11 protein-coding genes are annotated in these 16760 nt (G+C 37.9%); 9 read left to right on the forward strand and 2 right to left on the reverse strand.

Annotation, left to right across the window (positions count from 1 at the left end):
* Positions 1-21: 21 nt before the first annotated feature.
* Together M3166_RS01275 and proC are read right to left on the reverse strand one after the other, a co-directional pair.
* Entirely contained in the window at positions 22-1251 is a 1230-nt protein-coding gene (locus tag M3166_RS01275; RefSeq protein WP_251686628.1) for a saccharopine dehydrogenase family protein, read from the reverse strand.
* Positions 1252-1452: 201 nt separating this feature from the next.
* Entirely contained in the window at positions 1453-2262 is an 810-nt protein-coding gene (proC, locus tag M3166_RS01280; RefSeq protein ID WP_251686629.1) for a pyrroline-5-carboxylate reductase, read from the reverse strand.
* A 343-nt stretch (positions 2263-2605) separates the two neighbouring features.
* Here proC and M3166_RS01285 point away from each other — a divergent pair, with 343 nt between their 5' ends.
* The 9 genes from M3166_RS01285 (at position 2606) to M3166_RS01325 (ending at position 16451) form a co-directional block, all read left to right on the forward strand.
* Complete coding sequence (locus M3166_RS01285) at positions 2606-3595, forward strand: DUF3196 family protein (RefSeq protein WP_251686630.1); 990 nt, start codon at positions 2606-2608, stop codon at positions 3593-3595.
* Positions 3596-3704: 109 nt separating this feature from the next.
* Positions 3705-4994 (forward strand): trigger factor, encoded by a 1290-nt coding sequence (gene tig / locus M3166_RS01290; protein WP_251686631.1) that lies wholly within the window; start codon positions 3705-3707, stop codon positions 4992-4994.
* Between the two features lie 385 nt (positions 4995-5379).
* Complete coding sequence (gene clpX / locus M3166_RS01295; protein WP_251686632.1) at positions 5380-6651, forward strand: ATP-dependent protease ATP-binding subunit ClpX; 1272 nt, start codon at positions 5380-5382, stop codon at positions 6649-6651.
* A 258-nt stretch (positions 6652-6909) separates the two neighbouring features.
* Complete coding sequence (gene lon / locus M3166_RS01300) at positions 6910-9252, forward strand: endopeptidase La (protein WP_251686633.1); 2343 nt, start codon at positions 6910-6912, stop codon at positions 9250-9252.
* Positions 9252-9833: a ribosome biogenesis GTP-binding protein YihA/YsxC gene (gene yihA, locus M3166_RS01305; protein WP_079528090.1), complete on the forward strand. Its 582-nt coding sequence runs from the start codon at positions 9252-9254 to the stop codon at positions 9831-9833. The genes lon and yihA overlap by 1 nt, the downstream gene beginning before the upstream one ends.
* A gap of 123 nt (positions 9834-9956) precedes the next feature.
* Positions 9957-10130, forward strand: coding sequence for a YjfB family protein (locus M3166_RS01310; RefSeq protein WP_251686634.1), 174 nt, complete (start codon positions 9957-9959; stop codon positions 10128-10130).
* 142 nt (positions 10131-10272) lie between these two features.
* Positions 10273-11967 carry a phosphate ABC transporter ATPase gene (locus M3166_RS01315; RefSeq protein WP_251686635.1) on the forward strand — a complete coding sequence of 565 codons (1695 nt, stop codon included), beginning with the start codon at positions 10273-10275 and terminating at the stop codon, positions 11965-11967.
* A gap of 77 nt (positions 11968-12044) precedes the next feature.
* Positions 12045-13478: an S-layer homology domain-containing protein gene (locus M3166_RS01320; RefSeq protein ID WP_251686636.1), complete on the forward strand. Its 1434-nt coding sequence runs from the start codon at positions 12045-12047 to the stop codon at positions 13476-13478.
* Between the two features lie 12 nt (positions 13479-13490).
* Complete coding sequence (locus M3166_RS01325) at positions 13491-16451, forward strand: vWA domain-containing protein (protein ID WP_251686637.1); 2961 nt, start codon at positions 13491-13493, stop codon at positions 16449-16451.
* Positions 16452-16760 lie beyond the last annotated feature (309 nt).

The following is a 16760-nucleotide window of genomic DNA, read 5'->3' on the forward strand; positions in this document are numbered from 1 at the left end:
TCGTATTTTTAATATCTGCCATTATGCTTTTTCTCCAGCAGAAGTAAATTCCAAGCCGATTAATTCAGGGTTTTCTGTTTCGTGCCATGGTAATCCCCATTTATTTAATGCATCCATGAATGGGTCTGGATTGAAGTCTTCTACATTCCATACACCTGGTTTTTGCCATTCGCCGTTCATTACAAGCATTGCGCCGATCATTGCCGGTACACCAGTTGTGTATGAAATCGCCTGTGAGCCAACTTCTCTGTAGCATTCTTGGTGATCACATACATTGTATACATAGTAAGTTTTTTCTTTACCGTCTTTAATACCGCGAACGATACAGCCGATGTTTGTTTTACCTTTTGTAAGAGGACCTAATGTAGCTGGGTCTGGTAAAACAGCTTTTAAAAACTGGATTGGCTGAATCATTTGTCCTTGGAATTCGATTGGCTCAATTGAAGTCATACCTACATTTTCAAGTACATTTAAATGTGTTAAGTATTTTTCGCCAAACGTCATCCAGAAGCGGATTTGTTTTAAACCTTTAATGTTCTTCGCTAAAGATTCTAACTCTTCATGGTATAGAAGGTAGCAATCTTTTTCACCGATTTCCGGTAAGTTATAAACTGTTTTATATTCTAAAGGCTCCGTTTCAACCCACTCGCCATCTTTCCAGAAACGTCCGTTCGCAGTAATTTCGCGAATGTTGATTTCAGGGTTGAAGTTTGTTGCGAATGGAAGTCCGTGGTCTCCACCGTTTGCATCAACGATATCGATGTAATGAATTTCATCGAAATGATGCTTTTGTGCATGCGCTGTGAATACGCCTGTTACACCTGGGTCAAAACCTGAACCTAGAAGCGCAGTAATACCTGCTTCTTCAAAACGTTCTTTATACGCCCATTGCCATTTATATTCGAATTTAGCAGTATCTAAAGGCTCGTAGTTCGCTGTATCTACATAGTGAGTCTTTGTTGCTAAACATGCATCCATAATAGTTAAGTCTTGATATGGTAAAGCTACATTGATCACCACATCTGGATTAAATCCATTGATTAGGTCAATTAGTTCCTCAGTGTTATCCGCATCCACTTGTGCTGTGTGAATAATCGTTTTTCCACCATCTAATTTATCTTTTAAAGCATCACATTTTGATTTTGTTCGACTTGCGATCATAATCTCTTCGAATACTTCTGAGTTTTGTACACATTTATGTACGACAACGCTAGCTACACCGCCAGCTCCAATAATCAATGCTTTACCCAATTTCTTGTCACGCTCCAAATCTATAATTTTTTGGTTTCATTTTTGAAACAAGATTGATTATATAGAATAGTACGGTAGTTAGCAATTATGTTCTCATATTTTTTTTTGAGAATTGAGAGAAATGAAAAACATAAATTATTATCATTTTTGTCTAAAAAAGAAAATGCCCAGTGAGAAGTCAAATCCACTGGGCTGGCATTTCTATTTAACTGTCTGTTTTTGCAAAAATGTATCACGGTTCGTAACGGCATCAACGGCTTCGTAGATTGTACTTTCGAAGTGATTGACTTGAAGGGAAGTGACACCTTGAATTGTCGTTCCTCCAGGTGAACATACTTGATCGATCAATGCCCATGGGTGTGATTCGGATTGTAATACCATTTGCGCACTGCCTAATACAGAGCTTGCTGCAATTTGAAGTGCCATATCTTTTGGCATTCCTTCACGAACTGCCGCACGTGCTAATGAGTCGATATAAAGGTAAGTGAAGGCAGGAGAAGCACAACCGATTGTTGTAAAGATTGAGAATAGGCTTTCAGGAAGTTCAACAATTGTTCCGACTGTAGCAAACAGCTTCTCGACGATGGCTTTTTGATTGTCACTAGCTTTCTGAGTTGAATAACAACTTGTCGATGCCCCGATGGTAGCGTTGATATTTGGCATAACGCGGAAGATAGACGTTTCGCTTCCAAGTTCCTCGTGTAAATAATCGAGTGATTTACCGGCAGCGATTGAAATGACGATGTGTTTATTTGTCAGGTGTTTTTTAATTGCGGGTAAAACATCTTCAAACATTTGGGGCTTTACAGCGATGACAATAACGTCAACTTGTTCCATTAGCTGTTCGATCGTATCGGCTGCCTGAATGCCGTATTTATGTACAAGGTCATCGGTTTTTTCGCGGCTCCTATTCATCCCGTGTACATCGGCAGCATTAAATTGCTCGCTTGTAATCATGCCGTGAATAATCGCGCCAGCCATGTTTCCAAGGCCGATAAATCCAAATTTCATTTATAAATCCTTCTTTCAATTAATTTAATTATATCTATTACGTAAATATTCATAGCGCTTAGTATACCGCACTGCTCGGTCAATGCAACCAGAACGACTTTTTTCACACATAAAAATACCTTCAATCTGCTGATATTATCAATAAAATAGGTTATTTCCAAGTAAGAACGGGAACATTGAGGAAAAAGGGTAACAACTTCGAATTAAAACACGCATACGAGTAATCAATTGTATATAACTATAATTTTTGAGTACTTATTGTTGGAATGAAAAAACAACGTTAAAATAAATGCAATGGACGAAGAGTGCATTAGCATTACTTTGTCGCCGATGGAGTGATTAGATGAAAGAAAATAAAAAGAATAAAGGTCATGGAAAAGTAATTTTATTCCCTGGGATGACGGACCGGTTATTTAATGAAGCAAAACATATGGCTGAAAATAACCAATACAAAGAAGCGAATGAGTTATTTGAGCAAGCTTTGTTGCTGGGTGAAGGGGATGAAATGTCACTTAGTATTTTTGCGTACTCATTATATGAAGAAAAAAATTTCGAACGTGCGAAACAAGTATGTGAGGAATTGCTTGCGATAGGCCCTAACATGTACTTTGAAGTAATGGAATTGTACTTAACGATCTGCATGCAATTACGCCAGTTTAAACAAGTCGAAAAAATCATTGAGTCATTGTTTGACGAACAGTTAATTCCTGATCATGAAGTGGGGAAATTCGAACGTTTAAAAAACTTGAACGCCCATATTGCCGAAAATCAGGAATCCCATTTTCAAGCAACAATTATAGAAGATGAAGAACTTGAAGAATTTACGGCAACAGAATTTTTAGAAAAGTCCGCACAACAGCAAATGATCCTAATACATGAGCTTACAGAAAAGAATATCCGTCCTTATTCAGATGAATTGAAAGCAATCATTGAAAACGATGGAATCGAACCATTTATAAAGAGTTTACTGCTCATCCTGCTTGTTGAACAGGAAATCAATATGACAGTTACTGTAACAAAACTTGATCAGTCCATAGAATTAAATCCGGTGAATTTTCCGTTGCCGACGAAGCTGCCTCAATATACGGAAATTACGGAAATTATAGCGGGGAAATTGGCGCAGGAACCTTCAACATTAGAGTTTGCGCTGCACTTAATCGATAAGCATGCAATTGTTCTTTATCCGTATGAATGGTCCGGGTATTCCAGTGAAGAAGTTGCAGCAGGCTATATCGATTACGTGAAAACAATGTTCGGTGAAGACAGCGAAAAGAATGGTGAAATAGTAACTTTTTTACAAAACATAGAAAAAATGTCGGATTTGCAAGAGTAGTGAAAAAAGTTGAAACATTGAGCATCTATGTTATACTAAAATGGTTGTCAAACAATATATATGACGAGTTTGTTTATTCAAACGAATGTTAACTTTGGAGGTAATATATATGTCAGTAAAATGGGAAAAACAAGAAGGTAACGAAGGTTTATTAACGGTTACTGTAGAAGCTGCAGAAGTTGATAAAGCTTTAGACCAAGCTTTCAAAAAAGTAGTAAAACAAATTAATGTACCAGGTTTCCGTAAAGGAAAAATGCCTCGTAACGTATTTGAAAAAATGTACGGTGTAGAAGCTCTTTACCAAGATGCTTTAGAAATCGTTATCAATTCTTCATACCCAGTTGCTTTAGACGAAGCTGGTATTGAGCCAGTTGACTACCCGGAAATCGCGGGTACTGAGAATTTCACTAAAGGTACTGACTTCACATACACTGCTACAGTAACTGTGAAACCAGAACCTAAATTAGGTGAATATAAAGGTTTAGAAGTAACAAAACAATCTGCTGAAGTAACAGACGAAGAAGTTCAATCTTTAATCGACGCTCAATTAGCTAAAAAAGCTGAATTAGAAATTAAAGAAGATGAAGCAATCGTTGAAGGCGATACAGCTGTAATCGATTTCGAAGGTTTTGTTGGAGAAGAAGCATTCGAAGGCGGTAAAGGTGAAGACTACGCATTAGAAATCGGTTCTGGTTCATTCATTCCAGGTTTCGAAGAGCAATTAGTAGGTGCTAAAACTGGTGAAACGAAAGATGTAGTAGTTACTTTCCCAGAAGAATACCATGCTGCTGAATTAGCTGGTAAAGAAGCGAAATTCGTTGTAACAGTTAAAGAAGTTAAAACAAAAGTATTACCAGACTTAACTGATGAGTTCGCTAAAGAAATCGATCCAGAAGTTGAAACTGTAGAAGCATTACGCACTAAATTAAAAGAAACAACTTTAGCTAACAAAGAAGCAGACGTTGAAGCTTCTTTACGCGACGAGTTAGTAGAAAAAGCAGCTTCTAATGCAGAAGTTGAAATTCCACAAGGTATGATCAACACTGAAGTTGACCGTATGGTTCAAGAATTCGGCCAACGTTTACAAATGCAAGGCATGAACTTAGACCTATACTACCAATTCTCAGGTCAAAACGAAGAAGCATTACGCACTCAAATGGCTGAAGAAGCTGTAAACCGTGTACGTGTATCTTTAGTTTTAGAAGCAATTGGTCAAGCTGAAAATATTGAAGTATCTGAAGAAGATATCAATACAGAAGTTGAAAAAATGGCTGCTCAATTCGGTATGTCAAACGACCAAATTTTAACTGCTTTAGGTGGAACTCAAGTTCTTGAGAACGATATCCGCACTCAAAAAACAGTTGAATTCCTAGTTGAAAACGCTAAAATTTCTAACTAATTATTTGTTTTGAATAATCGAGTTCGAATTCAATCCTGTACTGATTCATGACCATGGTGAAGCAAGAATCAGTACCGACAAGTACCGGTTTAATTCCTGGGCTACCGTCTAACATAAAGATAAAACTAGTACGGATTGAATAAAATGAGATTTTGACAAGGTACGGTATTCCCGTGCCTTGTTTTCTACCTTTGAATACATACATATAATAGTTGGTTCATTTGAATATTTAATGATAAAAAGTTACAATATAATTTCATTAACTATTGAACAGCCAGCAAAGTTTAATAGGACATAAAATAAGCTAGTAACAACGCGCAATCAATTTATTTGATAAAACAACTAGAATCTTGTAAGATTGTTGCTTGAATAGGGGTGAACCAAATTGTTTAAATTTAATGATGAAAAAGGCAATTTAAAATGCTCTTTTTGTGGTAAACCACAAGAACAAGTTCGTAAACTGGTTGCAGGACCAGGCGTATATATTTGTGATGAATGTATCGAACTATGCTCAGAGATCGTAGTGGAAGAGTTAGGGATCGAAGAGGAAATCGAGTTCAATGAAATTCCAAAACCTAAAGAGATTTTAAATATTTTAGGTGAATATGTAATCGGACAAGAACGTGCAAAAAAAGCATTGGCAGTTGCTGTATATAATCACTATAAACGTATTAATTCGAATTCAAAAATTGATGATGTTGAATTATCAAAATCGAATATCGTATTAATCGGACCAACTGGTAGCGGTAAAACTTTACTTGCTCAAACGTTGGCGCGTATTTTAAATGTACCATTCGCAATTGCTGACGCGACAAGCTTAACTGAAGCAGGTTATGTTGGTGAGGATGTTGAAAATATTCTTTTAAAACTAATCCAGGCTGCAGATTATGATATAGAACGTGCAGAAAAGGGTATCATTTATATTGATGAGATTGACAAGGTTGCTCGTAAATCTGAAAATCCTTCAATTACACGAGACGTATCAGGTGAAGGTGTACAACAAGCATTACTGAAAATTTTAGAAGGTACAGTTGCAAGTGTTCCTCCACAAGGCGGACGTAAGCATCCACACCAGGAGTTCCTTCAAATCGATACATCGAACATCTTATTTATCGTAGGTGGAGCATTTGATGGAATCGAAACAATTATTAAACGTCGTCAAGGCGAAAAAGTAATTGGCTTTGCTTCAACACAAAATAAAGATATTGATGAAGAAGCTTCAATTATGTCTCAGTTAATTCCTGAAGATTTATTGAAATTCGGTTTAATTCCGGAATTTATCGGACGTTTACCGGTATTGGCTACTTTAGAACAGTTAAATGTCGATGCATTAGTACAAATTTTAACTGAACCTAAAAATGCTTTAGCAAAACAATACCAAAAAATGTTGGAGCTAGATGATGTAGAACTTGAGTTTGAAGATGATGCACTTGTCGAAATTTCTAAATTAGCAATCGAACGTAAAACAGGTGCCCGTGGTCTTCGTTCAATCATCGAAGCGACAATGCTTGATGTTATGTTTGAATTGCCTTCACGTGAAGATATTAAAAAATGTATCATCACAGCTGAAACAATTCGTGATAAAGCAGATCCAAAATTAATTTTGGATGATGGGTCTGAATTGAAAAAAGATGACAACAAAAAAACTTCAGCTTAATTTTAGCTGAATGGATTCCAACTATGTAGCTGACTTAGACTTCTCAAGCAAGTCCAAAGTCAGCTTTTTCTTACAAAACGTATATACATAAAGTTTCGGGTATTTTTAGCCGAATGATACAGGTTTTGAAGCGTTATTTATGGTTTGCTCCAGTATTTAGAGCACATAAACTCGGAAAAATCTGGACACAGCTACGCTTAGGCGTAATTGACAAGAAACTAACACATACTTATATTGCGGGTTGTTTTTAAGATTTGGATGGAGGTGAATACCCGCGTGACAAAAAAATTAACTAATATGCCAGTTTTACCGTTAAGAGGACTTCTTGTATACCCAACGATGGTTTTACATATTGATGTGGGTCGAGAACGTTCTATTGCTGCACTAGAACATGCGATGCTTGAAGATAGCACAATCTTTTTGGTAACTCAAAAAGATTTACGCGTTGATTCACCGGGAAAAGCAGATCTTTATAAAATGGGGACATTAGCGAAAGTAAAACAAATGCTAAAACTTCCGAATGGAACATTGCGTATTCTGGTTGAAGGTTTAAACCGTGCGGAAATGGTTCGTTATGAAGATTCCGGTAAATTTACAACTGCAGATTTGGAACTATTTGAAGATGAGCTGCACAAAGATGCGGAAACGGAAGCTTTAATGCGTACTGTATTATCGTATTTCGAAAAATACGCAAAATCTTCAAATAAAATTACGACGGAAACAATCGAATCGGTGCTTGATATTGAAGAACCGGGCCGATTAGCAGATGTCATTGCTTCTCATTTACCTTTCAAAATTAATGAAAAGCAAGAAGTGCTCGATATTACGAACATTAAAAAGCGTTTAGACCACTTGATGATTCGTTTGCATGACGAGCAGGAGATTTTAAATCTCGAGAAAAAAATCAGTACAAAAGTGAAGCAGGCGATGGAGCGCACACAGAAAGAGTATTATCTGCGTGAGCAAATGAAAGCAATTCAAACAGAGCTTGGTGATCGCGAAGGAAAAACGGGTGAAATTGCTGAACTTCGTAAAAAAATCGATAGTGCCGGAATGCCGGAGTCTACACAAAAAGTTGCGTTAAAAGAACTGGACCGCTACGAAAAGCTGCCTGCTGCAAGTGCAGAGAGTGGTGTCATCCGCAACTATTTGGAATGGCTTGTATCGATTCCCTGGACAGAAAAAACGGAAGACCGTATCGATATTGCCTATGCTGAAGAAATTTTAAACCGCGATCATGATGGCCTGGAAAAAGTGAAAGAGCGTGTTTTGGAATATTTATCAGTACGTCAATTAATGAATTCATTGCGCGGTCCGATTTTATGTTTAGCAGGACCTCCGGGCGTAGGTAAAACGAGTTTAGCGCGTTCTATTGCAGAAAGCCTTGACCGTAAATTTGTCCGTGTTTCACTTGGCGGTGTGCGTGATGAGTCTGAAATTCGTGGTCACCGTCGTACGTATGTCGGCGCAATGCCAGGACGTATCATTCAAGGAATGAAAAAAGCAGGCACGACAAATCCTGTATTTTTACTTGATGAAATTGATAAAATGTCAAATGACTTCCGTGGAGACCCATCGGCTGCAATGCTTGAAGTATTGGATCCGGAGCAAAATAATACATTCAGTGATCACTTCATCGAAGAACCATACAATTTGCAAGATGTATTATTTATTGCAACAGCAAATGATTTAAGTACAATCCCTGCACCGTTACTGGATCGTATGGAAGTCATTAATATCGCAGGTTATACAGAATTCGAAAAAGTAGAAATTACTAAGAACCATTTGATTCCGAAACAGATGAAGGAACATGGTTTGAAGAAAACGCAAATGGCAATGAAAGACGAAGCGATTACGGATTTAATTCGTTACTATACACGTGAAGCTGGTGTTCGTGGATTGGAACGCCAAGTTGCGACTGTTTGCCGTAAAGCTGCGAAAAAAATCGTATCTGGCGAAAAGAAAAAAGTAACGGTCAATTCGAAAGTATTGGTGGATATGCTTGGGAAACACCGCTTCCGCTATGGACAGGCGGAAATGGAAAACCAAGTAGGTGTTGCTACAGGACTTGCCTATACGACAGTCGGTGGAGATACATTGCAGATCGAGGTTTCATTAACACCTGGTAAAGGTAAATTAATTTTAACAGGGAAGCTTGGCGATGTAATGAAGGAATCTGCACAAATTGCGCTTTCATTTGTCCGCACATTAACAAAAGATTTAGGTGTGGATGCTGAATATTTCGATCAGCACGATATTCATGTCCACGTTCCGGAAGGCGCAGTACCAAAAGATGGTCCATCAGCAGGTATTACGATGACGACTGCTATTGTGTCTGCAATAACTGGAAAAGCAATTAAACGCGAAATTGGAATGACTGGAGAAGTAACATTACGGGGTCGTGTACTGCCGATCGGCGGCTTAAAAGAGAAATCATTAAGTGCCCACCGCGCGGGATTAACGACGATTATCATTCCGCAAGACAATGAACGTGATATTGATGATATTCCTGAAACAATTCGTGAGCAACTCACATTTAAACTAGTTTCACAAGCGGAAGAAGTTCTTGCGCTCGCACTAGATGGAGGTTTTAATAAGTAATGAAAGTCCATAACGTAGAAATGATCGGCAGCTTTGTCCGACCAGAACAGTTCCCGGAAGACGGGCTACCTGAATTCGCTTTAGCGGGTCGTTCAAATGTCGGCAAATCTTCGTTTATCAATCGTATGATTGGCCGTAAAGCAATGGCGCGTATTTCGTCAAAACCTGGTAAAACACAACAGCTGAACTTCTATAAAATTGAAGAACAGCTCTATTATGTTGACGTACCAGGATACGGCTATGCAAAAGTTTCAAAATCAGAACGTGCAGCATGGGGAAGAATGATCGAGCAGTACTTTATGAGTCGCGAACAGTTAAAAGCGGTTGTCTTAATTGTTGATATTCGCCATAATCCGACTTCAGATGACTGCATGATGTATGATTTTTTAAAGCATTACAATATCCCGGTAATAGTTGTCGCAACTAAAGCCGACAAAATTCCGAAAGGGAAATGGGATAAGCATAAAAAGATTGTCCGCGAAACATTACAAATGGAAAAGCAAGATCCATTAATTGTGTTTTCTTCTGAAAAAGGTCTTGGTTTTGAAGAGGCCTGGGCCGAAATTGAATCACGCATGTAAACAACGCAACCTCGAATTAACTTTCGGGGTTGTTTTTATTTTGGCCAATTTACTCTCAGAAATAATAATAATTACTTGATATTCATAGTATTTAGCCGATAAAGGTAAATAGGAGGTGTACATTTGGATATTGCTGCATTAGCGATGTCGATGAAACATACTGGATTGATGCAAGATGTTTCATTGGCCATGACGAAAAAAGTGATGGAGTTTCAGCAAGAAAATGCGGAACAAATAGTCGAAGTGATCGATGCGTCACACCCCGTATTAGGTAAATTAATCGATATTTCCGTATAAATAATTTCGACAACCAATGCCAATAGTCGGCAAATTTGTTACACTATATAGGTCCTGCAACAATATTTGGGATTAAATACAAATATTTCAGGCGTTTGCTATGAATTAAAAGAAAAGTTACTGAGAGAAGGAGGCGGAAAAATTGCTTAAAAAAATCATTACCGTATTAATGGCAATTACTTTTGCTTTAGCAATCTTACCAACAGGGCAGCAAGCTGAAGCATCAAATACATATACATTTATGAAAGCAAATTATAATGAAACTGAAGATAAGAAAGGGAATATCACACGAACATTAAAAAGTGTCACATTAAAAAACAGTGCAGGGAAAACCGCAACATTTAACCTTGCGAATACGCAGAAATACTATATTAATAATACGCTGACAACAATTGCAGGATTTAAAGCAGGCATGAGTGTCACGATTAAATTAAACTTAGGCAAAATTACAGAAATGCGTGGATCTACAAATGTAGAAGGCGGTTCAATCGTCGAAAACAGCAAACAAGTAACCGGTGCTGTGACACAGATTGATCCGAACGGTTTGCAGCTCCGTGTAAAAATCGACGGCGCTTCAACTAAAAATTATACAGTGACAAACAATACGGAAGTGTTCAAAGGAAGCTCATCAGTAGATTTAAGTTCACTTTATGTAGGAGACCGTGTCCGCTTAAAATTTGCAACAGCCAATACTTCCCGTATCGCTGAAATTACGATTATGAGTACAGCCAATATGGTGACAGAATTATATAAAGCAGATTTAAATACGGTTAATACAAACAAAAATTCGCTAAATGTTAAGAATGCGCATCCTCTACTAAACTGGCGCTTTGGGACGGTTAGAACGAAGACACAGGCAACATTTAATTTTACAAACAATACAAGTATTTACGTAGGAAATAAAAAAATCTCAAAAAGCCAATTAAAAAAATATAAAAATAGTGAGCTTTATTTTGTAACAAAAACTCAGTTCAGCAAGGAAGTAATCGATAAGATTATCGTATTAGCTAAAAATGAGCGTACATTCTATCAACCTATTACAAGTGTCAATCTTGGTGTGAATACACTGCAACTTAAAAATTCTTTGAAATTAAATTACCATAACGGTTCGATTTTAATCCGCAATGGCCGTTTAGTAGAACCTGAAGGCCTTATTGCTCTTGATTTAGCGCAAAAACCGATTTCGACAACGGCATTTGTATTAACGGATGGTGCGGCTAAGAGTGATTATGCTCATATCGTCAATATAACAAATAATGCATATTTAGCACCGAATCTATCAAAATATAAACTTTACTTTGGTCGAATTGATGTAGCGGATTTAGATGCATATGAAGTGGAGTTATCAGATTTACAACGTTTCGATAATCATTTCTGGACTATGGATAAGACCATTACATCATTTGCTTACAGTAATTCTACAATCGCATCTGAACTGGACGGAACAAAGCAATTCAAAGTCATTCCGGAACTGGATCTTGATTTATATGATAATTATACAAATTCACCAAATCCATATTATGGATATTTCTTTGTAAACGAAGGTCATATTGAGGGCATTCATTTTGTGCCAAATGAAAAACTGGCTACGTTAACATTAACAGGCCGTGTAAGTTCGATTAATTTTAATACGAAAAAGATATCTGTTGTTAACAGCAGCCAGTGGAGCAAAGATGGTTACTGGAACTACCGTTTCGGTTCGCTTTCACTCGACCTATCAAAAGCGATGGTTATTAAAGATGGTGAAGTAATCGATATTACTGATATCCATAAGGCAGATCATGTAACAGCAATTGCACGTTCAACATCGGAAGTTTATGTATTATTAGTAAACTAATTAAAAAGGCATGCGGGACAAGTTTCTCGCATGCCATTTAAACAAAAGTGAATTTTAAAGAAATGAGGGACGAATTTGTGAGAAAGAAACTTTGCTTCACCTTCCTATTGGCATGCTCATTTTTTCTGATGCTGCTCACTTCAGCAAGTTCCGCACAATCTATCGATTTAACAGGCGGTATAAAAAACGAATATGAGTATGAAGAATACTTTTTCTTAACAGGAAAACCGATTAAATTTACGGGCACAAATAAAAATGTAACGATTTCAACGAGAGAATCTAAAGGCAAGTTAACCGAGACATACAAGTTTACGTTGGCTGGACCAAATGGAGAAAAGCTGACGCGGAATTTTACGTATACATACGATGTTACAAACTATGACCAAGTAGGGCAAAGTTCAGCAACGGGTGAGGTTACAAAATTTACCGAAAAAATTACAGTTGGCGACAGAACATTTACATTGGCGGATTACCAGCTTTCTAAAAGTACGATTACAGACAAGCGTCCGGCATCTGACTATTATTCAGGAAATGCGATTGCCCGCAAAACATATACCGAAACGACAGGCCGAGGCAAGAATGCTGTTACAAAAACGATAACGGTACATGCAGATAGCCGAAATGAAGGATATGAAAATTTCTGGGGAGCTACTGAAACACAAATTACAGATTTCGAGATTGAATATGATGACGGAACGATCGGTACAGTGAAAAACAAAGTATCGACATCCAAGTCACGAACACTAGAATATAACGAAAACGATGCATCTTTATCAAGTTTTAACGGCAACTATAAAACGATTAGCTCTGCCGATTCGCTATCGGAATACGAATACGATTTACCTGGTAGCGAAGGAACGGTCGCAAGCAATATCGATTATATGCCAAAGTTGGAAATGCTGAAAATTCCAAAATTCCGTGATTTATCTTCCAACTGGGCACGTGAGCAAATTGAAAAATTGTATTCACTTGGGATATTGGATGATCAATCGAACTTCTATTCACCTAATACACCTGTACAGCGCTATGATTTTGCAGTTGCTATTGGTAAAGCAATTGATCTGCGTGTATTGGAAGAAACGAACCGCAAAAAGACACAGCCTTCTATTTTCAAAGACGTGAAACGTACAGTAAAGGATTACAATTACTTAGTGGCAACGGTTGATAAAGGAGTTATTAAAGGAAAAAATCCTACGACATTTGATCCGGATGGTTTTTTAACACGCCAGCAGGCAGCGACAATTTTAGTGCGCGCACTTGGACTGGAAGGAAAAGCACCTGATCCAGGCTATTCTACAGACTATAAAGATGATTACAAAATTACGGATTATGCACGCGATGCAATTTATGTCGCAACTCAGTTAGGGCTAATGTCAGGCAGCGACGGTTATTTCAATCCGAAAGCAACACTGACACGTGCACAGTCTTCCGCGATTATTGAACGATTTTTACGTTATTTAGAAGCAGATTTAAAAGAGAATTACCGAGACAATATTCTGTTCTTTAACTAAGGGGATGCAAACATGAGTAAAATGAAGAAACTAATGGCCATGCTGCTCAGTTGCCTACTAGTATTTTCCGTGGTATTTCCGTTCGGTGCTGCAGAAACGGAAGCTGCAAGCAAGCAAATTTCGGATATAGCGAAAAAAAATTCGAAATATAAAGCAGCCAAATGGACAATAGATAATGATTATTTGCAGTTATATAAAGGGAATAAGTTCCAGTCCGGTACACTCGTGATGGAATGGCAGATGCTGCAGTTTTTAGCGAAGATGGACAAAAACTATCACTTCAATACAAATGATAAAGATATGCTCTATGAATATTATGGTGACTTGAATATTCCGTTATATGGCGTGAATAATAAGTCAAAGCGCAATGCCAATATTTCACGCGGCCACTTTGCAAAGCTTTATGCGGCGGTAAATGGTCTCGATTTATCCGAGATCCAGGCAGTCAGATATTTATATATGAACGAAATTACAACAGGTACAACCGGAAAGCGCACATATGAAGACTATAAGCCGACGCGCAACATTAATCGCGGTGATATGGCGGTCTTCATGTACCGTATCAATCAGCAGGGGAAATTGGCGATCGAAGGTCTGGCAAGTACACCTGCCGGCAAAGACAACAATAAAATTACATTACCGGTGAACTTTGTTGAGAGTAAAAACGGTACTGTGACGATTCCGACAACTCCTGGTAAAAACACGGATGATAAAGTGACACGTCCGGATGTTTATAAAGCGGTTAAAAAAATTAATGTTGAAAACGAAGAGCTTACAGCAAACGGAGTGGATTCAACTTTAATTACAATTGATTTGCGCGATAGCTACGGCAACGACATTTCATATGATGAATCATTGGCATTTAAAGTGACTTCAAAAGCCGGGGCAAAAGTTTCTGAAACGAATACAAGTACAAGCGGTCAATCAACAACGGTTTATACCGATGGACCACAGCTTAGCGTATATGTAACGGCTCCTGCTTTAACGAAGTCAGTAGTTGATACAATTCGCTTTGAGATGATTAATCCCTCAGAAAAGTATTACACATACAAAAATCAGGTTATTGAAGCGTCTGTCCGCTATGTGCCAAAAGCGGAATTGCGTATTACTTATGAAGTGTTTGATCCAGAACAGACGGAATGGAATGGAGGAACGGTTGATCCTGGGGTAAAACCATTACCTGCATTGCCTTCAGGTGTGGTAGGGACAACGACAGTACCATTTACACAAAACGGGGTTATTACAATTTCAGATTACGATCCGGATTTAAAAGTGATGACAGGGTCTAAATGGGAAAACTATACAACTGCTGACGGGAAATTGACACAAGGTCAGGTTACTTCCAAGGAAATTCAATACGGGAATGCAGATCTAAAGCTGGAAGGACAAATTATTTCGGTTTGGCTATTCGAACAAATTCTCGACTATATGATCGAAGGACCAAAAGAGGAGTCTTCTTGGGGCGGTCTCGGCAATGCTAAAGTCATGTACACGGTCAACAATGAGGGACGTGCAACATATGATTTGCAAGGTGTTATGAGTGAAGAAGATACTGAAGCATTCGATTCAATGCTCCATGCGGTCATTATTTATTTGACAGATAAGTTTCTACCGATTGCTGATCAAGTAACATTAGCACATGAAGAATCGGTTGAGGTCATTAAGGCAATGTATGATCGTTTAGGTCAAATCGACAAAAACTTATTGCGAAAAGATTATGCGGACGTAATCGGGAAGCTGGAAGGTGCCGCTGCGAAAATTAAAGTATTGCTTGCAGGAAAAGAACTGCAGCAGCGCCCGGATGGCATGGACCGTTATACGAAGGTAATCGTAAACCTTGTCGCACCAGGCGGGGTAATTATTACCGACTATAAAGGAACGGTGGAAGTAACATTTAACGGAAAAACGCGTGTCGTATCATTTGATACAAATACGAAAGACTATAATAACGGCACAGGCAGCCGCGGATCTGCTGTAGTTTACTTTGACGATATTTTATATGGTAAATCACAGGTTAAGGCACGCTTGATCGATCTGGATCCACGTTATGATAAAGTCGTACAAAGTCTGAAAAATACAACAGTCTCTGAACAAATCTTTGCCAATCCGCGATATGAAAACAATTTATGTTCCGTTGAATCGGAAGTTATGTTTGTTGTAGACCACTCTGGTTCGATGAAAGCGCGCGATGCGAAAAATTATACAGCGAATAAAGTGAAGCAAACGATTAAACAAATCGGGGCAAACCCAAGTCATGTATATCGCTTCAATAATCGTCCAAATCACGAAGCAACAGACAAAGCGGATATCGTTTCTAGTATCGATAGTTTGTTAACGTATAAAAACGAAAATCGATCGACAAATATTGTGAAAGCACTTGAAACAGCAATCAGTAATTTCACGACAAACCAGTATACAAGTAAAGCCATTGTCCTTGTGACAGACGGTTATTCAAACAGCAGCGGACTCACTAACGTGCTGAACGATGCAAGAGAAAAAGGCATTGCTATCCACACTGTTTCGGTTGGATCATATACAACGGTAAATGAAAAACTACTGAAAGATATTTCATCCGAAACAAAGGGCACATATCAAAATATTACATCGATTGAAAACTTGCACAGCTCTCTACAGGCGATCATTACAACGATTTTATGTAAAACTCCTGTTATGAACAATAGTTGTCTAGTAGGGGATACAATCTTTAACAATACTGATGTGCGTATCGAAACATCAAAAGTAACAATTTTGGCGGATGTGAATACAGGATGCGACAATGTAAAAGGTGTACGCGTTGTATTTATATCACCGAGTGGAGATGTTAAATACGACTTGCCGGCACGGGGTTCTTCGCGCTATATGCATCGACCGAACCTTTATGAGTTCCCGGAATTTGATTTATATGTAGAAGTGGAATTCCAGGCACTCGATGCAACAGGAAAAGTTATTGGGACTAAAATTCATAATATGTGACAAAATAGAGGCTCACTTATAAAGTGGGCTTCTTTTTTGGTTTGAATGATTGAAATCTATGTCGAACTTTGTTAAACTTACATTAGAATAATTCTAATATAACAATTCGAAATCCTTTTCCGAAAAGACTTCATCTTGCGCTATTTGTGACAAGATGTATTTTTCTGAAGTTAGGGTATAGATACAAAGGTTTAAACATCCAATGACAATTTAAAAGTTGTTTGTGGATTTAATTAAGTATGTTTAGTAAATACTTTCAAAGCATGTTCACAAACTAAACTAGAATCATGCTGTCATTATGCTACAATA

The sequence above is a fragment of the Solibacillus isronensis genome (genome assembly GCF_023715405.1).
GTDB lineage: Bacteria > Bacillota > Bacilli > Bacillales_A > Planococcaceae > Solibacillus > Solibacillus isronensis_B.

What these genes read in the sequence shown, in the direction of transcription:
- proC (WP_251686629.1), bottom strand. Translation starts at nt 2,262, where the DNA reads ATGAAATTTGGATTTATCGGCCTTGGAAACATGGCTGGCGCGATTATT.
- M3166_RS01285 (WP_251686630.1), top strand. Translation starts at nt 2,606, where the DNA reads ATGAAAGAAAATAAAAAGAATAAAGGTCATGGAAAAGTAATTTTATTC.
- tig (WP_251686631.1), top strand. Translation starts at nt 3,705, where the DNA reads ATGTCAGTAAAATGGGAAAAACAAGAAGGTAACGAAGGTTTATTAACG.
- lon (WP_251686633.1), top strand. Translation starts at nt 6,910, where the DNA reads ATGGAGGTGAATACCCGCGTGACAAAAAAATTAACTAATATGCCAGTT.
- yihA (WP_079528090.1), top strand. Translation starts at nt 9,252, where the DNA reads ATGAAAGTCCATAACGTAGAAATGATCGGCAGCTTTGTCCGACCAGAA.
- M3166_RS01325 (WP_251686637.1), top strand. Translation starts at nt 13,491, where the DNA reads ATGAGTAAAATGAAGAAACTAATGGCCATGCTGCTCAGTTGCCTACTA.